This is a genomic window from Mucilaginibacter oryzae (assembly GCF_003148845.1).
GTDB classification, from domain to species: Bacteria; Bacteroidota; Bacteroidia; order Sphingobacteriales; family Sphingobacteriaceae; genus Mucilaginibacter; species Mucilaginibacter oryzae.
Genome location: NZ_QGHA01000014.1, coordinates 1 through 20,064 on the forward strand (window position 1 = coordinate 1; position 20,064 = coordinate 20,064).

The 20,064-nt window shown below is 47.0% G+C and carries 15 protein-coding genes; 13 read left to right on the forward strand and 2 right to left on the reverse strand.

All coding sequences use genetic code 11. The features are described 5' to 3' along the window. Positions 1-330: transposase (locus tag LX99_RS22340; RefSeq protein ID WP_109609853.1), on the forward strand; the 330-nt coding region annotated here is incomplete at its 5' end. A gap of 302 nt (positions 331-632) precedes the next feature. On the opposite strand, the gene LX99_RS22345 is transcribed toward LX99_RS22340, so the two are convergent. Next, complete coding sequence (locus LX99_RS22345; protein WP_109609854.1) at positions 633-1,883, reverse strand: phage integrase SAM-like domain-containing protein; 1,251 nt, start codon at positions 1,881-1,883, stop codon at positions 633-635. A 369-nt stretch (positions 1,884-2,252) separates the two neighbouring features. On the opposite strand from LX99_RS22345, the gene LX99_RS22350 reads away from it, so the two are divergent. From LX99_RS22350 to LX99_RS22395, 9 genes are all read left to right on the forward strand, one after another. Then, a complete protein-coding gene (locus tag LX99_RS22350) occupies positions 2,253-2,951 on the forward strand; it encodes a response regulator transcription factor (protein WP_109609855.1) in 699 nt (232 codons plus the stop codon). A gap of 16 nt (positions 2,952-2,967) precedes the next feature. Further along, positions 2,968-4,008 (forward strand): ParM/StbA family protein, encoded by a 1,041-nt coding sequence (locus tag LX99_RS22355; RefSeq protein ID WP_407937414.1) that lies wholly within the window; start codon positions 2,968-2,970, stop codon positions 4,006-4,008. A 44-nt stretch (positions 4,009-4,052) separates the two neighbouring features. Beyond that, the gene (locus tag LX99_RS22360) at positions 4,053-5,135 is read left to right on the forward strand and encodes a HEAT repeat domain-containing protein (RefSeq protein WP_146203193.1); all 1,083 of its coding nucleotides are present in this window, start codon (positions 4,053-4,055) and stop codon (positions 5,133-5,135) included. Positions 5,136-5,147: 12 nt separating this feature from the next. Continuing rightward, a complete protein-coding gene (locus LX99_RS22365) occupies positions 5,148-6,653 on the forward strand; it encodes a glycosyltransferase family 2 protein (protein WP_109609857.1) in 1,506 nt (501 codons plus the stop codon). Between the two features lie 14 nt (positions 6,654-6,667). Next, complete coding sequence (locus tag LX99_RS22370) at positions 6,668-9,544, forward strand: tetratricopeptide repeat protein (protein WP_109609858.1); 2,877 nt, start codon at positions 6,668-6,670, stop codon at positions 9,542-9,544. Positions 9,545-9,556: 12 nt separating this feature from the next. Beyond that, complete coding sequence (locus LX99_RS22375; protein ID WP_109609859.1) at positions 9,557-11,983, forward strand: aminotransferase class V-fold PLP-dependent enzyme; 2,427 nt, start codon at positions 9,557-9,559, stop codon at positions 11,981-11,983. Then, positions 11,980-14,244 carry a DUF4838 domain-containing protein gene (locus LX99_RS22380; RefSeq protein ID WP_170122772.1) on the forward strand — a complete coding sequence of 755 codons (2,265 nt, stop codon included), beginning with the start codon at positions 11,980-11,982 and terminating at the stop codon, positions 14,242-14,244. The genes LX99_RS22375 and LX99_RS22380 overlap by 4 nt, the downstream gene beginning before the upstream one ends. 483 nt (positions 14,245-14,727) lie before the next feature. After that, positions 14,728-15,114 carry a response regulator gene (locus tag LX99_RS22385; RefSeq protein ID WP_109609861.1) on the forward strand — a complete coding sequence of 129 codons (387 nt, stop codon included), beginning with the start codon at positions 14,728-14,730 and terminating at the stop codon, positions 15,112-15,114. Between the two features lie 416 nt (positions 15,115-15,530). After that, positions 15,531-15,842, forward strand: a complete 312-nt coding sequence (locus LX99_RS22395) for a hypothetical protein (protein WP_146203194.1) — start codon at positions 15,531-15,533, stop codon at positions 15,840-15,842. On the opposite strand, the gene LX99_RS22400 is transcribed toward LX99_RS22395, so the two are convergent. Then, the gene (locus tag LX99_RS22400; RefSeq protein ID WP_109609864.1) at positions 15,830-16,309 is read right to left on the reverse strand and encodes a hypothetical protein; all 480 of its coding nucleotides are present in this window, start codon (positions 16,307-16,309) and stop codon (positions 15,830-15,832) included. The genes LX99_RS22395 and LX99_RS22400 overlap by 13 nt on opposite strands. Positions 16,310-16,859: 550 nt before the next feature. Between LX99_RS22400 and LX99_RS26505 the strand changes: the two genes are divergently transcribed. The 3 genes from LX99_RS26505 to LX99_RS22415 are packed head-to-tail and all read left to right on the forward strand — an operon-like array spanning position 16,860 to position 20,058. Further along, positions 16,860-17,147 (forward strand): hypothetical protein, encoded by a 288-nt coding sequence (locus LX99_RS26505; RefSeq protein WP_407937413.1) that lies wholly within the window; start codon positions 16,860-16,862, stop codon positions 17,145-17,147. Between the two features lie 5 nt (positions 17,148-17,152). Further along, on the forward strand, positions 17,153-17,707 hold the full coding sequence (locus LX99_RS22410; RefSeq protein WP_109609866.1) for a hypothetical protein: 555 nt from the start codon (positions 17,153-17,155) through the stop codon (positions 17,705-17,707). Next, a complete protein-coding gene (locus LX99_RS22415; RefSeq protein ID WP_109609867.1) occupies positions 17,704-20,058 on the forward strand; it encodes a hypothetical protein in 2,355 nt (784 codons plus the stop codon). The genes LX99_RS22410 and LX99_RS22415 overlap by 4 nt, the downstream gene beginning before the upstream one ends. Positions 20,059-20,064: the final 6 nt, after the last annotated feature.

The following is a 20,064-nucleotide window of genomic DNA, read 5'->3' on the forward strand; positions in this document are numbered from 1 at the left end:
CATACATTTAAGAAACATCTCAAAAAAGTACTCTCCGTCTACAAGGGTGCCCCTAAAATTATAATTGTTTTAGACAATGTTGCTTATCATCATGCAAACAGGATAAGCAAATGGCTGGAGATGAACCCTGAGTTGGAGTTGTTTTTCCTGCCACCATACAGTCCCGATTTAAATGCTGTAGAAAGAGCCTGGTGGTATATGAGAAAAAAGATCACTCATAATCGATACCTTAAGACGCTCAAAGAAAGAAAGGCTGCGTTTTGGAAAATGTTCTCTCACTTTCTTAAGCCTAATGATGAACTGAAAAACGTTTGTGAAATAAATTATTAGACTTAATGTAAAGCTGTCTGATTTCAAATGACTTATACAAAAGTAGGAAATAAAGAGGTAGCCTAATGTTTCTGCCGAAATTTTTGACACCGGGGTTAACGCTTTCATCGCTAATTCCGGAGCTCCGTGAGATATTACTGGCTTCCCTTTCAAACTCACTAAAATTAATAACTGCCTTTAACCCACTCCAACTTTTAATACTTATCCGAAATATCTATAAAAACGATCGCTGTTGTTTTACAGAACAGCTTTGGGATGCTTAATTTACGTGGGAGTAATCTTTCCCTTTGCGAAATGCATTGTCATTTTTCAGAAGAATATCCAAACTTATCTTTGTATGCTTCTTCAAAATATAAGCGCAAAGTGCATATTCGTTCTGTGTCGATATGGTTGATATACCTGTGAAACATTTGCTCTGAACTGTGTCCGGTAGCTCCCATCAACAGCGCGGTGGGAATTTTTCCGTAGAAATTTGATGCAAAACTCCTTCTACCAATGTGGCTTGTTACTGCCTGCCATTTCGGGATTATTTCTGTGGATGCTCTAAAACCTGTTCTCTTGCCAACACTTACCAGGTTATCAATACCGGCTAAGCGCACCACTTCTTTGATAAGTTCATTATAACTTTTAGGAGAAATTTTTTTGGGGAAATCCTCGCCATTATTTGATTTGATTATCTGGACAGCGGGATGTAACGGAAGCACCACGTTTTGCTGCGTTTTCTTTTGTATAAACGAAATACATTCTTTTCCGGCTATGAACTGGATCATCGTTTTATTGAATTCCATAAAATCAGATACACGTTGCCCTGTATAACAGCTGATAATCAGCCAATCCCTTGCGGCCTGCAGGCGGGGAGCCAGCTCCATCCGTTTAATCTTCACCAGTTCGTCTTCCGTTAGCGTAATAAAGGGTTTTCTCTTATCTGGTTTAGGCAATTCAAGCTCATAGGCAAAGGTTCGGACGCCCCGTTTCTCCATGTGGTTGAGAACCGTTTTGATGAAGTTGATTGTTCGATAAGTGGTGCTATTGTTATATTCTTCCCTTTTACAAAAATTAATGAATTCACTAACGAAAGCTGCATTGACGTTTTCAATCTTCAGCGATCGCATTCTATCTCCTTCGTAACGCTGTAACAAATTCAGAAAAACGTTATATCGTTTAAGTGTTGATTTGCAAATAAGATGAGACCGGGAGGAAATATAATTTTTTATGTTCCACAAAAGACTTTCCGGCGAATCTTTTACTTCATTGGAATGCAACTCTTTCCTTATGCGGCTCGTTAAAGCCCTTACCGATACCTTTTCAAAAGCCCAGCCTATTGATTCAAGGTAAGTAGAAACACTTATCCGCAATCTGTCAAGGCGTTTATTGAGTGTCTTGCAAACTTTAAGATAAAGATTGTTAGGGCGTTGTTTTTGCTCGTTCCACAGTTCTTTCTTAATGCGGAGCGGGGTAAGTAACTGATAAACTTGACCTTCGGGGCCCAGGATCTGCAATAGAATATTACAAGACGCTGATTCGCCGGTCAACTTAAATGAAAATGTAACCATGAAGTCGTATCGTATTAATTTACAGCCAATTTAGGAAGAAAATTGGTCTATTACAGACTACTGAAGGATGGGCGAATATAGAATTTTATTTATTTATACAAAAGTTAAAACGCTCTTTCTTAGTTAATTTCATTAATAACGCTTTAAAGGCTTCCGCACACGTTTTCCCGGCATTTCAACAATTGTTAAAAATTAAGTGTCTCAATCACAAGTAATAAAAAGTGAAAAAAAGTCTGTAATAGACTACGACTTTTAATTGAAAGGAAAATAAATCAACAAAGGATAGGCGCCGGGCCCTAATCGGAGGAGGAGGCAGCAGGGCGTTGTAATGTCGCTATCCGACAAAAACTAATAAATAAGCTATTATTCATGGACAAATTTTGCCAGGGAAATGGTGTTGTAAACCAAACCTTTTCAGTACTTCATGTAGACAGCGATATGCTGATGCGAAAAATACTAAAAAAAACAGTTCCGGATAACTTTTTCCGGCTTGATTCTGCCGCTGATGGCAGGGAAGCTTTCCGGTTGCTGGATCAGAACCAATATGATATCGTCATTACAGAAATGCATATGCATTTTGCTAATGGGTATGAAATTGTTAACAGGATACTTTGCAATTCACCGCGAAGTACCGTGATTATAACCTCCAATATGAGCTTTTTTCATATTCGCGACGGGTTAGATATTCCGCGGGAAAATTATTTTAAAAAGCCCCTGGTGATTGGAAAACTCATGGAGCGCATAAAAGCTGTATTAGTACCCAAATATGAGCCGATTAACGGATCAGGATTGGAAAAGCTTTGCTATGAAGAAGTTCAAATCCCTGTTCCGGTGTTCACCGATGATGAAGTTTTTTCGGCCGTGAAAGGCCGCGTTACCAGTGTTATGGGAGTGCCGATTGAAATGGCGGTGCCCGAAGAAACTTCTCCGTATTATACATGGGCTGCGGAACCGGAGAAGGTAGAAGTAACAGCAGAGCTGCCCGTCGGTATCCCAGGCGAAGAGATAGTTATCCGGCGCCCCGTTCCAATCGCTGATCCCGCTATCTCCGGTAAGAGGTGGTGGTAAACCTCAAACTAAACAGATCACAATTAAAAATGCCAATATGTATACAACCCAATCCTTTCCAAGCCTTTTGCAAACAACCAATGCCTCACTAACCAACACAGCAAACTCTTTACTTAGCGGTTTAAAAATCCACTTTGGGCAGTCCTGGTATATTTGCGGTAACCTGGCCTTAAACGAAGGCCAAAACCCACGCAGGCCGCTTAACATTGGCCCCGCCACACCCGAATACCAACTGCTTTTCCAGGCGGCGCTGCTGATCGCGAAAAACGGAACAGCGATGCCGATGGCTGTTACCGTTGGCTTTCCCAACAGTACCTATCGCCTTTATAAAGATCTTGCACAGCAAAAACTTTTTGGCCGTCACCAAATTGAATGGGATCCGGGGGTTTACGGCGGAGATGCGACCGAGCCGGTTACTGTAATGGTTGACCAGGTAGAAGTATTGCCCGAGATTGTAAGCTGTATGATAGCCTTACGCAGGGGGCCTCATCAAATTAATGGCGCTTTCTTTGTGCTGAGCCTGGGGTTTGGTACGCTGGAAACAGGCCTGAGTACAAACGAGGGTGTTGTGGAGAGCGCGATGATGAGTGTGCAGGGAGTGCACTATGCTGTAAATATTATGCGGGAAGAGTTGCAGCAGACGCATGACCTGGCCTTTAAGAATGTACAACAACTGAACGAAGCTTTCCGTGACGGGTATCTTTTTATAAACCGGAAAAAGACTGATCTGAGCGGATTAAGAAAAAGGGCCATCCAGGCTTACTATACAGAGATCGTATCACCGGCCCTCCATATCGTTATCAGTGACAGAAATCTGAATAAGACCAACAGAATATTCCTGTGTGGCGGAGGTGTTTATTATAACGACCTTTTAGAATGCATTACACAGGAGTTTGGAGATATTGCTGATATCCGTGTTGCAGAAGAACCTGAAACACTGGCAGCGAAAGGTTACCTGCTTAATTCTTTACGTTTTACCGGAGACGGCTCCAAAACCCCTGTAGGCATTGATATGGGCAATATAGCAACGCGTGTAACGCTGCTTAAGCAAGAATAATTAGTTATTCCAAAAACATCAGCCCTTAAGATACATTTTCTATCATGACTACCCCTACTTTCTTTATCACTATTATTCAATACATCATTCTAAGTTCTCTTGTGGGGACGTTTGTTGTTTATACAGCTATTGCTGTAAAACGAAACCGGGACGCAAGGAATCAGCGCAAGCAGGAAGAATTGAATCAGTTAATTGTGGAGAAGATTTTGCCTCAATTTATTGATGAGCATTCTGACGACGAGCATGCGGCACTCTTTTTAGATCAATCCGTACTGGACGAGCTGTCTGGTATGGATAAAAGGAACAGGCAATTGCTGATAGATACCCTGATCAGGCTCCGCTGGCATGTAGCCGGTACCAATGCCCTGATCCTGCAAAAGATCTATGTATTGCTGGGGCTTAATGAGGATTCGCTCCGTAAAATAAGATCTAAGCGTTGGTCGGTTAATGTTCAGGGGCTTCATGAACTTACATTGATGGACTACGCCATATCCGATATCGATATCCTCCGCTTCAACCTGAGTGACGTATCGGAACTGCGCTCGGCAGCGCGAAGCGCTTTTATGCGTTTCAGCAAAAACGAACCTTTTCGCTTTTTTGATGAGGTGCGCGATCCGCTGAGTATTTGGGATCTGATCGGTTTCTTCCGGATACTCGACCAGTCAAACGATGCCGCCAAGTCTAATTTTGCCAACTGGATTCGCTATTCACGTAATAAAACGGTTGTTATTTGCTGTATGAAGCTTGCCGCGCACGAACAGAGCGCAGAAGCCATTGATAGTATAGAAGGGCTTCTGAATGTCAATGATCATACACTGCGTTCACATGCCATCAACGCGCTTGGACATTTGCAGGCTGTACATACGCAGGAGCACCTGATCAGGATCTACCCTAACCAACCCATCGAATGCCAATGCGAAATCTTGTTCGCACTGGGCGTATTCGGTACGCCAGCGGCTATTGAATTCCTGAAAGATCAGTTCCTGGAAACCCTTGATTTTGAAATTGAGAACCATGCGGCAGGTATACTGGCCAAACTGATACGAAAGGGACAACTGGCATGGCAAGCCCACAACCTCCAAAACCGCAAACAGCGCGTATTGAACTATTATTTAAATGAATGTTAATTAAACCAGGATATGATCCAACACATAATAGATATTTTTCAATGGTTTATCTTCTCCTATAGTACCGTCACAATGGCCGTTTATGTTACGATGGCGGTTCTCTCCTATAAACACATGCGGCTTTATTCGAGGAAGAATATTGGGTATTATACCCAGAACGTTATCTCAAGCCCCTTGTCTCCCGGAATTTCTGTGATCGCCCCTGCCTACAATGAAGGCCTCACGATCATAGACAATGTTTTTGCGTTGATGCACCTTAATTACCCTTTATATGAGGTTATCATTATTAATGATGGCAGTACCGACGACACGCTGGAGAAACTGATCAGCCGTTTTGATCTCCGGGAAGTTGATCTGCCCTACCACGAGCGGATCAAGACACTGCCCGTTAAACGTTTTTTCCGTTCAAGGGATAAGGCCTACGACAAACTGCTGGTGATTGATAAAGAGAATGGCAAGGGTAAGGCCGACGCGTCAAACGCGGGTATCAATGCATCAAAGTTTGACTACTTTCTCTGTACAGATGTGGATTGCATCCTGCATGAGGATACCCTGTCGCGCCTTATGCGGCCCATCCTTGACGAGAAAAGCCGGAACAGGCTTAAAGATATACAGGTTATCCCCGATACGGGCTATATCCATGTAGAGGATGGCCAGCGGCAGGTGATTGCGGTTGGGGCACCGTTGCGGATGATCAACTCGTCTGATGTGGATAACGGGGTTATTACCCGGTTTAGGCCGCCAAGTAAACTGCTGCCCCGTTTCCAGGAGCTGGAGTACATCCGGGCTTACCTGCTATCCAAAATGGCCTGGAGCTCGGTTAACTGTGTTCCCAACGTATCCGGCGGATTAGGCCTTTTCGACAAGCGTATCGCCGTAAAGGTAGGCGGTTATGATCCCCGCTCATTTGCCGAGGACATTGATATCGTAACACGCATGAGCGTATATATGATCCAGAACAACAAACGTTATGCTATCCGGTATATCCCCGTATCGCTTTGCTGGACCGAAGGCCCCCAAACGCTTAAGGTATTCAGCAGGCAGCGTGTACGCTGGGCGCGTGGCCTGATTCAGATCATGCGCCTGCATAGCCATGTTTTGTTCAATCCAAAGTTCAAAAGGCTTGGGATGGTTGTTTTCCCTTACAATTTCCTTTTTGAATTTCTTGCCCCGATGCTCGAAACAATAGGGCTGATATTTTATATCTACCTGATCGCCATTGGCGCCATCAACTGGAGAAACACCTTCATCTTACTTTGTTTCCTCTACATGTTTTCGGTGCTTATCAGCGCTATTGCCGTATTGTGGGATCAACTGACCGAACGTCATTATCGCAAAACTACAGAGGTGATAGGCCTTTGCCTTACGGCCTTTGCCGAACCGTTTATTTACCATCCCCTCATCGTTTTTTTTAGTTTGAAGGGCTATGTTCAATCCCTGTTCAGGAAAAAGCTGGTTTGGGGCAATATGCAGCGGAAAGGCTTCTCATCATCAACAGTAATAACAGACAAAGCATAAACCTACCCATATTTATGAGGCCTACCTATTTCTTTATTATTACAATATGTTTCCTGTTGCTGGGAAATATACTCTATGCCCAAACCTGGAACTCTGTAAAGGCTGAAAAGCTTTACCAGCAGGGCCTGGCCGAAAGCAAAACTAAACAGCAGGCAAAAGCTATCCCTTTATTGGAAGAAGCGGTAATGCTTAACCCAAAACATATCGACGCACAGGTTCTGCTTGCCAAATTATATATGAACGCGAAACGCTATGATCAAACTATAAAAACAGCGCAACTGGTTATCAAAGCATCTCCGAGGTATGAAGATGTTTATTATTACATCATCGGAGCGTGCCTTTCTACCAATCACAACGAGGATGCGCTAAAATACACCGACCTGGCGCTTACTTATTTTCCGCAGAATAAAGTTTTCGCTGTAAAAAAATTAAATATCCTCGATCTGTTGAAAAGTTTTCAGGATGGCGACTCCTGGGCGCAATCGCTGCTCCGGCAATATCCTACAGATCAGGGTGCCAGGCAATCGGTAGCCGGGCATTATGAGGCCAAGGCCGATTGGTATACCCGGAATAACCTGAGCGACATGGCCAGGAAGAACTATGAAAAGGCCTTAGAACTTGTACCTGCCAACAAGGACCTGGTAGATAAACTGAACGGCCTGGTTTCAAAGGGAGGCGACACCGATGCCAAGATTGCCAAGGCAAATGAGGCCCTGAACGCTAACAGTAAATCGTACCAGGCCCTTTATTATAAGCTTGGTTTATTACAGGAAGCCGGCCGTTACGCCGAAGCGCTCGACGTTTTGCACACCATCTTACGGTATTATCCCAATGATAAAAAGGCGAATATACTGAACACTTCCCTCCGTAAGGAAGCCGCATCACATTACCAGAACACCCAGGCTTATGCTTTATATCAATCTGTTCTTGATCAAAACCCGAATGATCAGGAGGCTTTGCAAAAGGTGATCGGTCAGGCTACCTCAATGGGCGATTTGAACCAGGCACTTTACCGGGCAGATCGCGCTTTACAGCGCGAACCCGGGAACAATCAGTTGTTAAGACAAAAGATGGCACTGGAATATCAACTTCATCATTACAAAGCTGCAGCCGACCTTGCCGCCAGGCTTTATAATGCAAACAGTGACAAAACCTTCAAGTCGGAGGTGATGCAGACCATTAATTCATGCGGTAATTATTACTTACAGCAGCAATCGGCAGATAGTGCGCTTATCTATTACAAGCGGGCACTTTTACTGGAGCCCGGAAACCAGACAGCCTTACAGGGGCGGATTAATGGTTTCATGCTAAAGAATGACCTGAACCTCGCCTTAAAGGAACTTGACGGAGCAATTGAACTTTATCCGGCCAATGCGGCCTTTAAGATCAAGAAGGCAGGTATTCTTGCCCAGGCCGGTAAGATCCGCGAAGCTGCCAAACTCAGCGAACAGCTTTTTAAGCAGAACCCGGACGATCCGGAACTGCGTTCATTATACCTTGACCAAAGGCTGGCCGCGGCGAATGCCTGCATCCTTGCCGAGGCATATGACGAAGCCGAAGGTTATTTACGTGAGGTGTTGAAAGAAGACACGGGCAACAGGGATGCACTGAATTACCTTGTCAATACACTTGACCTTCAAAAACGTTATACCGAAGCGCTCACTACTGTAAACCTCGCATTAACCCGCTATCCCGATGACAGGGATTTTCTGCAAAAAAAGGCATCTGTACTATATAATGCCCGGCAATATGCATCTGCTGGCAAACTGGCCGGAGCACTTTACGGGGAGTTTCCGTTTAATGTTAAGTACAGGCAGATGGCAGGCGATGCCTGGATGGCAGCCGGTCAGGACTACCGCAAAAGGAAGCTCGCGGACAGCGCGCTTTTCAGCGTTGAGCGTGCTATAGCCATCAAGCCTGCAGATTCGGTGGCGTTGCTGTTGAAAACAAATATACTGATAGAACAGCGGCGGTTCGGGCAGGCACTTGGCACCGCGGATGAAGCGCTGCGCCGCTACGAGTATGCCGAACCATTCTTATTGCGAAAGGCGATTATACTGGATAGCCTTAAACGGTACAGCGAGGCAGCAAACTATGCCGACACCTTAAATAAGCGCTATAATACTGTTAAGAACGAAGATTACGCGGCACTTTTGCGTGGCAAAACCCTGTACAATTCATTTGGGCTATCGTTGTTGAACAGCTCGTTTTCATCGGTGGATGGCGCAAGCGCACCCACTGCTTATAACATAGCTATGCTGGACTATAACCGCAGCGATACCGGGAAAATCAGTTACGGCGGTGCCGTCACCTTTCTTGGCCGTCAGCAGGGCACAGGCGTTATGGCGGAGGGCAACCTAAGTTATAAGTACAGCAAAACACTTTACTGGACTGCGAGCCTGGGCTTATCCAACAACGTGATCCTGCCAAAATACAGGATAGCTTATTCGTTATTGCCAACGTTTGGCAATGGAATAGAGACGGAGTTCGGTGCCCGCTATTTTGAAGTTGCCGGCATTAGCGTTTTATCTGCAGTAACCGGCCTGGGTAAGGAATTCGGGCCTTTTGGTGTTAATACCAGGCTATTCGGCATCTTACAAAAAAGCAACGCGTACTTTGCATTTACTGCCCTTGCCCGGTATAACCTGACCGAGCAGGATTTGCTGCAAGCGAATTTTGGGTTGGGTTCATCGCCAGACGATATCAACAGGCTGATCACTTTCCCGAGACTTCGCGGAATACTTAGCCGAACCGTAGGGGCATCCTACAGGCGAACATTCAGCTACCGCACCTCTATCGGGCTGGCAGGTAACTACACCAATCAGAAGATCACCGATAATTCTTTTTATAACCAATATGATCTGCAATTATCGCTTCGCGTCAAATTCTAAACGTTGAACATCATGAAAAATACAATTCTGATCTTAGGTGGAGACGGGTACCTGGGCTGGCCTTTGGCCATGAAACTGGCCCTGAACTATCCGGACCAAAAGATTATCATTGTGGACAACCTGTGGCGCAGAAATACTATCGGGAAAATGGGGTTTGAACCCTTGTTGCCTGTTCCTGAGCTGCCGGAGCGCATTTCCGCCTTTCGGAAGCGTCATGAAGCCGCCAACCTTTATTATCGCTTTGCCGATGTCTGTTCGGCCGAGTTAGATGACCTGATTGCCGCTGAACGTCCGCATACCATTTACCACCTGGCGCAGCAATGCTCTGCTCCTTATTCGATGATGAGCATGGAGAGCGCCCTGTATACGCTGCGAAACAATGAAGAAGGTAATATGCGCCTGCTATGGGCTGTGCGCAGGCATATTCCGCTGGCTCATATCGTTAAATTAGGATCTTTCGGTGAATATGCCAAAGGAGGTATCCCCGTTGCTGAAGGCTATTTTCAACCGGATTACCGGGGGATGTCTTCCGGCCAGAACATGCCTTACCCACGCGCGGCCAATGATGTATACCACATATCTAAAATCAACGACTCTAATTATGTCGGGATGGCTTCGCGTATGTGGAATTTGCGTATTACGGAAGTGATGCAGTCTACCGTGTTCGGTGTGCTGACAGAAGAAATGGCGTCAGACCCCCAGTTGCGTACGCGCTTTGATTACGATCCTGTTTTTGGTACCGTTACCAATCGTTTTATTATGCAGGCGGTGAGCGGGAGCCCGCTTACCATTTATGGCCGGGGCCACCAGCGTACCGGCCTTATGGCCCTGCGCGACGCTATCAATTCATTGGCCCGTTTTGTATTGGAGCCCGCGGCTCCCGGGGAACACCGGGTGATCAACCATGTTACGGAAACCCATTATTCGATCAATGAACTTGCTGCGGATATCGCCGGGATTGCCCTTGAAGCCGGAATTGTAGCACGATTGGAGCACATTGAGGATCTGCGTAAAGAAGATGTTGATACTAAAGCCGTTTATGAGGTAGAAAGTTCATTGCAAGCTAACGACGCTTTTCATAGCGACTTTCGCAGCGTGATCCGGGAGACCATTGAAGTACTGCAAAGCTGCAAAAAGCCGTTGCCCGAGGATTATTTTATACCATCAATTAGTTGGGCAGATATGTTAAAGCCGCATGAAAATAACGTAGCTAAAGCATCTGAAGGTGCTGATGAGTGGTATTGGGAAAATATCCGCAAAAAGCATTTTGATTCGCCTCAACTAAATCTTAATCCAGGCTGCCTGGGTACATTAGCTGATTTCGGCAGCGGTAAGTTCCTAAACGTAAATTCCGGTAAATTAAGGGGGAATCCCCTGGCGCAATATGCCGGTTCGCGTAACGCCTATAAAAAGGTGAGGAAGGAATGCGAAATCCTATGGCCGTCGCCCGGTTATCGTTTGACGGTCACCTACAGTACATCGCAAATGATGAACCTGGTTGCGCTCACTATCCTGCGTAAATTTCAGGAGAGCAGAAAGGGGCCTTTTATTGTAGTAACCAGTATGCATGAACATCCAGGCGGGATAGGCCCGTTTGAGCAATTGCCGGAGTACGAGGTTCATTATCTTGACGATGCCACGCTGGAAAACCCTCGTTGGTTGCTGCCGCAGCTACAGTTAATGCAGCCTGATATCGTACTGCTGTCACATACCTATTATGATACAGGCAAGCAGGCGCAGGATAACCAAAGTTTAAAGTTTATTAAAGATGCTGCGCCCAACGCATGGCTTATCCTGGATGTTGCCCAATCACTGGGTATTCATGAGATACCAATCGGGGTAGCCGATCTTATCACCGGGAGCGCGCATAAATGGCTATTTGGCCCGAACGGAAGTGGTTTAACCTGGTTAAAACATTCGTTTGCCGATTGGCTGGGTGCATTATTCTGGAACGGCCAGCAACTTTTTGAGGAAGAAGAGAGCCATGGGTTCAGTTTGCCTGGCGGGCAGGATTTTCAGCTTTATGCCCAGTTACACCAAAGCCTTGAGTTGTATCGTAAAACCGGCCCCGAAGCCATATGGTTAAGAAGCTGCGAACTTAACGGTTTTGTAAGAGTTTGGATGAGTAAGATTTTTACAGATGCAGGTATTGATTATTACTTTCCTGAGGATGGTCCGCTTCCCTGCCTGGTAATCGCATTCCCTGATTATGATCCGTTTCCATTATATCTCTACCTGCATAGCATGAACATCCATATCAAATGCATTAAACGCCGCCGGCTGAGCAATGGCGAAACTGTAAACATGCTGCGGATAGGCATACCCTATTATGAAACGCGCGAACGCCTGAGCCGGTTTTTACTGCAGGTTGAAGCATTTTTATATTCTTCATTGCCAGCGTTACCACAACCTTCCCTGATTGCCGATCAATGCTTATGATAACATCCCGAACACTCTTTGCCCCGCTGTTCCTTTCAATAGGTTTATTGATACAGGCCTGCCATGCCGGTAACCTCCAACTGGTTATCGGCGGAAAGCCGACGGCAGACATCGTGCTGCCGACAGCGCCTACGCGGGTCGAAAAAACCTCGGCCCTGGTTCTGCAGGATTTTGTAAAGCGTATAACCGGCGCTACGCTGCCAGTATTATCTGCACCAGGCAGCAGCTTTTCGCATCATCTGTTTATCGGCGATGCGGCAGTACGGGCAAATCCGGAAAAGGTTAAGGCTTTAAAAGCCGAAGGTTATGAGATAGTTGCGCATCAGGGCAGCCTTTACCTTTACGGAGGTTCAGGCAAAGGTATTTTGTATGGTGCTTATGAATTGATAGAGCAACAGTTCGGCGCCAGGAAGTACGACCAGTTACCGGCAACGGTTACCAAAAAAGCGGATCTGGATGTACCTCCAGACCTGCATATGCGTTATGAACCCGCGTTTGTTTACCGGGAGTCTTTTTACCCGCCCTCGGCTGATAAAGAATACCTGGATTGGCATCACCTTCAGCGTTTCCAGGACCTTTGGGGCGTATGGGGCCATACTTTTTTTAGGATGGTTCCCCCTGAACGATATTTTAAGGATCATCCAGAGTATTTCGCCTTAAATAATGGCCGCAGGCAAGCCACTCAGCTCTGCCTTAGTAATCCGGATGTACAGGCCCTGGTGATAAAATACCTGAAAAGGGAAATTGCCGGGCACCCGGATGCTTTGTACTGGTCTATCGCGCAGATGGACGGCGGAGGGTACTGTACCTGCGGGCGCTGTGCAAAAGTTGACGCGGAAGAAGGCGGCCCCCAGGGTTCAATAGTTCGGTTCGTGAACGGTGTAGCCGCCCACTTTCCCGATCAGTTTTTTACAACACTTGCATACGGTTATTCTGCCGAAGCACCGAAGCTCACCACTCCCGCCAAAAATGTTTACGTGATGTTGAGTACTATTGACGCTACACGGCAACAGCCACTGGCTTCCGATCCGCGGGCTGCTGCATTCCGCCGGCAACTGACTCAATGGTCAAAGCTTACATCCAACCTTTTTGTTTGGGATTACACCACACAATTTACAGCCTACCTGTGCCCTTTCCCTATTTACGATCATTACCAGGCCAATATTCAGTACTTTTTAAACCATGGTATCAAGGGTGTTTTTGAACAGGGTAGCGGAGAAACACTGAGCGACATGTCGGCCTATGCGAGTTATATGCAGGCCAAATTACTATGGGATCCCTCGGTTACGGCTAAGAATGTGGAAGCGGATTTTTTGCAGGGATATTACGGAGCAGGCGGAGTTAAGGTTAAGCAATATATCGATCAGTTGATTGCAGCCCGGGATGAAACTGAAACCCCGCTCGATATCTACAGCAACCCGGTAGCGCACCGGAACGATTACCTCTCGGCGGAAATGATGAGGCAATATAAAACATCCTTAGCCGGAGCACTGGAGGCAGTGAAGGGAACCCCATTATTTACGCAGCGTATCAATACCTTACGTTTGGGCTTAGAATATGTTGACCTTGAACAGGCCCGCGCATATGGCGTTCACGAGGCTGGCTATCTGACAAGGTTACCTGATGACACCGGGCAGGTAAAGCCCGGATGGATGGAACGCGTACAGCGTTTTGTTGATGACGTGCAAAAAGCAGGAGGCACTGAATTCTCGGAGACCGGCGGGACACCGCAAAATTATATACAAAGCTGGACGGACCTTTTGCGTCAACCCCATCACGCCTCATTAATCATGGGCGTAATACCGGTTTTGTCGCATCCTTTCATACCGGATTATCCGGCCAACCGCGCGATGACACTAACAGACGGAGTACCCGGCGGAAGGGATTATAGCTATAACTGGTTGCTGTTTGAGAAAGGCCCCCTTGTAATCACTTTTCCGGTTAAGCACACTATAACTCCGGCAAAAGCGGGAATAAATTTTTTGTTCGACCCTGCCCACTATATCTTTTTGCCGGATGAGGTCCGTTTGGAAGGTTCGGCGGACGGCGAAAAATACACACTTATTGCAGAACGACAATTGAAAGCCGCCGTTAACGAGCCAATTAGACCTGAAATACACCCGGTCGATTTTATGTTGAAGGGACAACCGTTTTCCTACCTGCGGGTAACCATCCGGTTTCCCGACCGCCTGCCCGACTGGTTTAAAGGAACGAGGCAAAGAAAACCCCTGATTGCAGTGGATGAAGTGAGCGTAGAGTAAAAAGCGCTCAGGCAAAAGAATTAATTATTTGACCTATTGATTGATAAACCATTTGGATAGCCAATGTAAAATTTTCCCGTTGCTAAAAAATAAGCATGCGAAAGTGTTGTGCCGTAAATGTAGTTCCGGCATGGATAGAATTCGCCGCCCGGCTTTGGCAAGAAAGTTTCTGTCTTGGCTACCGCTACGACGATACTATTGCTACACATGTAAGCGCAAAAGGTGGGCAAAGTTGCCAAAGGAAAACAGCTATTCATAGCTTACTGTTAACATTTTAGCTACAGGAGATGATTGCCGATATGCTGGATTTTTTGAAAAGGACTCTAAGTGTTGGCAGCGTTGGTCAAAACATCGGCTTTTATACGGTTATTGTAATATTAGTTAAAATAATCGTCTCACAGCATAAGCTGTTAAAGAAAAAAAACAAGCGGTAACAGCCCCGGATACGCTACTGTCTTTTAATTTATATTTAAAGAATGTGTTATGCTTAAACCTAAAAAATCACTCATTGCCATCGTAGACGATGACCAACTATATCGCAAAGTATTACACTTTGTACTGATCAAAGAAAATTACAAGCTGGCTTTCGAGGCGGTAAACGGGGCTGACTGTATTTATATGTTGAAACAAACATTTAACTATCCCGACCTGATCATCGTTGATGTGGAAATGCCGGTAATGGATGGATTTGAAACGGTTAAAGCAATCAGATTAAACTGGCCGTTTATTAAGATCATCAGCCATTCATCAGTACTTGATCCGGGTGTTAAAGATAAAGTGATCGGTTGCGGGGCAGATGCCTTTGTTATTAAAGGCCAGCAAAGTATGAATATTTGTGAAGCGATTGAGAAAGTGCTTGGAGGCGCATGATATACCGGCAGGTTTTGAAAATATTAAATAACTTCTGCATCTGATAATAATGATTATTTCTGGAGACGTGGCAGAAACTCGTGTTACAGGTGGCACCTGTATTTAGCCCTACGCATAGTTGCTACACGTTCAGGATTAGGGGGAATTTAGAATAAGGTAATCGGGTTAATGATTATTATAATTACGATCATTAATAGATCCCAACTTTTCTCCTTGATCCTGAAAATCTATGCAAGAGTGAGCACAGCCGCACCCATCCCCGGGGACAGTATTTGTTTTAGGCACCCTGTATCAGGAACGGGGTGGTTTTATGGTCGCGGCGGTCTATCAGTTCCAGGCCATGGGCGACGCCGACGCCGAAAACCTGAAGAACCTGGCCAGATTCTTTTTCGCCAGCCTGCTCGACACCGAACTTTATGTCCTGGAGATCCCGCGCGGTTCCGCGTTGTTTCCCCAGGAAGCACAACGTATCTTTGGAACCGCAGGATATGAACGAGCCGTTTAATCTACCCATCAATTACCAGGGCGAAGAACTTGAACTCAAAGCCCGCTTCGAGCGCTGGGGTTATACCCACCGCATGGCCGTGCTCATCGGCGAAACGACCGTGACCTTTGAACCTGATGAAGAAGGGGGGACCGGGCGCTGGGTAGCGGCGGGGTGGAAACCGGTTTGCTGCAGGCGATCGCCGCGAAATTACAGCAGCTTGGCTGACCATCACCTCAAATAAGCGAACACATCGGCCGCGATCTCTCCATCGCTCGCTGCCACCGAAAAACGCCAGAGATCGAACTGCTCCGGGTCATACAACAGTACTGACGCTTCATGCGGCCTCCGCTCGGTCGCAAAAGGCTTCAGATCGCGGATCATCAGCAGTTCATAGACCCGGCTTCCGCTGCCCACCGAAAAATTAAAAACTTCCTTCCTTTTTTCGATCGCGCTATCCCGGCTGAACACCTGGAAACTTTTGATCATGGTTGCCAGCATCCCGCGGATCAGCGTGTCGGGGATATTCAGCTTCTCCAGATCAGCTACTTCCTGAAAGTCATGCCAGTCGCCCTTGTCGGTTAGGGCCAGACCAACCTGTTGCAATTGCGGCCCGTAAATAAAGAGCTCGATAACGGCGCTGGTGTCTGCGTAATTGATATCTGCATGACCAATGATCAGATTTTTTACGACCAGGTTGTAAGAAATCAACCGGGGGCTTTTTTAATGTAATATTTCCATAAGCAAAGGTGAGCGACTTATGACTGACTGAAAAAATATTTTTAAAAATATGATTTTGTTTATGAAAATATTATATTTACCACCGTAACCGGTTATTTATTAATCGGTTAGCGACCTTAAACTTGTCATATATGAAAACACCCGTTATGATTCGGGCTGGCGTTAGCACTGTCGCGCCGGTTACCGCTTTCCGCCAAATTTCAGGATCCCAAAGTCTTACCCTTTTAATTGATCGGCCATGCAACTGAACGCCGGACTCGACGATCAGATCGGACTGGTCAGCCCCGGGACGATGGGTTCGCTGGCACCCAGCTACCCGGTCGAAAGACAATTGATGCATAACTGGTGTTGGGCGGCCACAGCGGTTTCCCTGCGCCGATTCTACCGGGATATGAACATACCTAACCAGCAGCAGTTCGTTGCGCAGGTAACGCAGCGGGGGATCTGTGCCTCGGGGCCGCTTAATCCGTACTGTGACCTGACCCATGATCTTGGGGATGCCGTCTATGCCAGCGGGCATTTGAGCAATCCCTATCCATCTGCATTGATTCCGAATGATGTGATCAACTTTATTCAGGGAGGTGCCAGACCGATCGTTTGCCAGATGTACCTTCCCCAGGGGAGCCTGGGTATAGGCATCGGACACGCCGTGTCGATCATCAGCGCCCAGCCGGACAACCAGGGCGGCCTCAGCGTTTGGGTGGCTGATCCGGGAGACGCCGCTATACTTCATATGAGTTATAACCAGCTGCGCAGTAACTACCGGAACTGGGGCGGGCAGTGGTTGCGTAGTTATACCACACATTGATCAACATGTCAAAACTTACGACCCATAAAGATAAGACCGTTACCTGGCGTCTGTTGCGCCAGGTCAAACACCTCATCCGTACCGGACGGCTAAAAGTAACAGATATAGAAGAAGATCAGCTGCGCGTCGCGGCGGTCGTCCGCAGTTATCAACTCGGGTCCGCCGGAACCGACGGTAGGTTACCGAACGCTCCGGACGGCTTCCGGCTTTTGCTATCCCAGGGGCAGGAAGTTAAAGCGGCGCTGGACTTTCATTACAAAGGCGCCCGTTTGTTCTTTACCCACATGGTCATCGGTCATCAACTCGATGAATTCGTTACTGCACTTAATTTGCTGGAAGAAACCTATCGTTCGGAAAAAAAGGTCTTTGAAGTGGCACATGTCGATATCCCGCTTGCACACCAGATCCACCTCATCGCTTCCAGCGCATCAAAGCAACGTTTATACCGGCTGGCTGATGGAGCGATCCATAAGATCTCAGACCGGCACTTACAAAAAGAGACCGATCGACTTCAAAAACGCAGCCAACCCATCACCGCTATCTCACATACCATGTCATGAAAACCGCACGCACCTTCATCCTTATCACCTTGCTGCAACTGATCTGTTTAGGATCGTCATTTGCTCAAACCACCATTGCGAAACAATCCGCTGTTTATGAAGCTATCGCTTTGCTGAATGCCAGACATCACATTAAAGGTGTTATCCTGCCTGACGTTACCGGAATGGCAGGGAATTCCTCCTACCAGGTCATCGACCCGTTGACCGGTCACGTAGACAGGGGACTGAGCGGCGCACTGCCTGCTGCCTATACCTGCGATGATGCCACAGCAACCGACATCATCCGCCAGATACTGGCCCGTAACGCCGGACTGCCGACAACAGCGACACCGGCCCAGGTACAAACGGCCTACCAGAACAATCAGTTTTTTACAGCGCTATTGACCGGAACGACCGTTAACTTTGCTGCTAACAGCAACAACCTCGCTGCAAGCATGACCGGGGTTTATGTTGATCCGCGGGCCGGCAGTGTGGGAAGCAATTTGCTGAACAATCTGGCTAATGGCACCGCTGATTTTCTGATCAAGCGCGCCGGTGAAGAGCTATCGATAGCTGTTTTTCAAAAACTAAAGGATTTTTTAGCCAAATACCCGGAGTTCGCGGTGTTGTTCCCTAAGACGACCGCACTGATCAAACCGGTCATTCCCTATGAATATGCCAAGACCTTGAATGCATTGAAAGCAGCACTTCAGGAAGATCTGAGCAAATTAACGGGTAATGTGCAGTACCTTTATGGGATACCGCGTTACCAGCTGTTGAATGAACAAGTGCCGGCGCTGACCCTCGTATTTTCTTCAACGGCGGTGATCAATGAACTGCACGGCAGGAATGGCCTGAGTAAAACCCTGCATGACCTGGACACCTGTACGTTTCTGAATGCCGCCAACAATTATGCGAGCTTTGTAAAGGTCTTGAGCCTGACTTCTGATGCCCTGCGCAAAAGAGCTGTTACCGATCCGGACAATGGCGATTACAACTATATCAGCCTCTCGGAGATCGACCAGTTAACGGGTAAAAATACCGCTAATAAAGCCGAGCTGCTCCGTTACCTGCTCGGTTTCCTTTATCAATCGGGACAGACCATCCCGGTTTACAGCGCAACGGGCAGTCAAACCGCGGGCCAGCTGATCAGCAATTGGGCGACAGCGAGCGATATCAATATTGCCGCCCTGCTGGATAAAGTAGGTGCCAGCGCAGGAAAATTACAGGAATTGACCGACCAGTTGGCGGCATTGAAAAACCAGGATGCCGGCACCGGTCAGATCACCGGTAAAGCCGTGTTTTCAACGGAAAGGTTTACCGCCTACAACCAGTTGCTCATCACGGCGCTCCAACTGTGCGAGCCTTATGTAACGAACAGCGCTGCGCCGACACAATTCCAGCAGGACTTCAAACTGGCCTGTGATTACTGGCCGCCGTTCTCCAGCGGCGGCGTGGACCTGATCAACGCGATCTCCCAAAAGAACTACAGCCTGGCCGCGAAGGATCTGGGTAATTTGCTGGACGTGGTTACCCAATTTTTAGATAGCAAAAAGGATGATAAAACGTATGTGAATACGGTAACGACCGCGCTGCAAACCGACCTGAACGGTCGTGTCGCGACAATTACAGCCAGCATTACAACGCTTAACCAACAGATCGCCAATCTTAAATCAACAGCAGCCCCGGCTGGCGCTAACCAGAACACTGTCAATTCGCAGATACAGCAATTGCAGGTCAGCCTAAAAAAACTACAGGACCAGCAAACCATAGTGTCCACCGAGAGTAAAGACGCTAAGAATGTCATTTTTGCTTTATCGAAGGTGATCGAATACTACCAATTATTGGCTGCATTGAGTGAAGCCAACAACAGCCAGGAGGTAGAAACCTTACTCGAAACTTACGCACTTCCGGCCGGCAGTTCGCGCGTAAAAAAAGAAACAGACTTCAATATTGCGGTTAATGCCTATGTCGGCGGTTTCTTTGCGCGGGGATCGACCTTAGGTCAGGGCTTTAGTAACCAGTATGGCTTCACCGCGCCGATCGGCTTTACGATCAGCCATGGCATGGGCAAGGTCGGGAGCCTCAGTTTGCTCGCAGCACCATTCGATATCGGCAGCGTGATCCAGTATAAACTAAATAACCAGGGTGCTTATGAGCAGGATATCAACCTTGCCGGATTGGTATCCCCCGGTGCACATTTCGTCTATGGATTCCCATTTTACTTTCCGCTTTCCTTTGGGATCGGTTGCCAGTGGACCGCGCCGCCCACCACACCGGTCAACCAGATATCCCTGTCCCCGCATTTTAACGCTTTTATTGCGGTAGATATCCCCTTATTCAACTTAAGTGTAATTAAAAAGAAACCATAAAAACCG

What these genes read in the sequence shown, in the direction of transcription:
- LX99_RS22345 (WP_109609854.1), bottom strand. Translation starts at nt 1,883, where the DNA reads ATGGTTACATTTTCATTTAAGTTGACCGGCGAATCAGCGTCTTGTAAT.
- LX99_RS22350 (WP_109609855.1), top strand. Translation starts at nt 2,253, where the DNA reads ATGGACAAATTTTGCCAGGGAAATGGTGTTGTAAACCAAACCTTTTCA.
- LX99_RS22360 (WP_146203193.1), top strand. Translation starts at nt 4,053, where the DNA reads ATGACTACCCCTACTTTCTTTATCACTATTATTCAATACATCATTCTA.
- LX99_RS22365 (WP_109609857.1), top strand. Translation starts at nt 5,148, where the DNA reads ATGATCCAACACATAATAGATATTTTTCAATGGTTTATCTTCTCCTAT.
- LX99_RS22370 (WP_109609858.1), top strand. Translation starts at nt 6,668, where the DNA reads ATGAGGCCTACCTATTTCTTTATTATTACAATATGTTTCCTGTTGCTG.
- LX99_RS22375 (WP_109609859.1), top strand. Translation starts at nt 9,557, where the DNA reads ATGAAAAATACAATTCTGATCTTAGGTGGAGACGGGTACCTGGGCTGG.
- LX99_RS22380 (WP_170122772.1), top strand. Translation starts at nt 11,980, where the DNA reads ATGATAACATCCCGAACACTCTTTGCCCCGCTGTTCCTTTCAATAGGT.
- LX99_RS22385 (WP_109609861.1), top strand. Translation starts at nt 14,728, where the DNA reads ATGCTTAAACCTAAAAAATCACTCATTGCCATCGTAGACGATGACCAA.
- LX99_RS22395 (WP_146203194.1), top strand. Translation starts at nt 15,531, where the DNA reads ATGTCCTGGAGATCCCGCGCGGTTCCGCGTTGTTTCCCCAGGAAGCAC.
- LX99_RS22410 (WP_109609866.1), top strand. Translation starts at nt 17,153, where the DNA reads ATGTCAAAACTTACGACCCATAAAGATAAGACCGTTACCTGGCGTCTG.
- LX99_RS22415 (WP_109609867.1), top strand. Translation starts at nt 17,704, where the DNA reads ATGAAAACCGCACGCACCTTCATCCTTATCACCTTGCTGCAACTGATC.